The sequence below is a fragment of the Bartonella sp. AP58NXGY genome, from assembly GCF_042195785.1.
GTDB lineage: Bacteria > Pseudomonadota > Alphaproteobacteria > Rhizobiales > Rhizobiaceae > Bartonella.
Genome location: NZ_JBHIOY010000332.1, coordinates 353 through 624, shown reverse-complemented (window position 1 = coordinate 624; position 272 = coordinate 353).

Below are 272 nucleotides of genomic sequence, written 5' to 3'. Positions count from 1 at the left end.
CACCAATAGATGCTGTTGTCATTTGTGGTGTCACTCATCAGTTTATCAGATCATTTTCCGTTATCTCTTTTGTTTTAGCTACCAATATCGTCTAGGGGGCTGCTCCTGCTGTTTCAAGGGTTTGATATTTTGTCTTTAGGAGGTGTGTTTTCTAAGTTTGATCTTTTTATTTATGCACGTTTTTATTGCGTGAAAAATTTATATAATAAACTCTAAGGGGAAAAATCTATGAACTTAAAAAGAAAAATATTCAAAGGAAGCAGTTCTTTTGC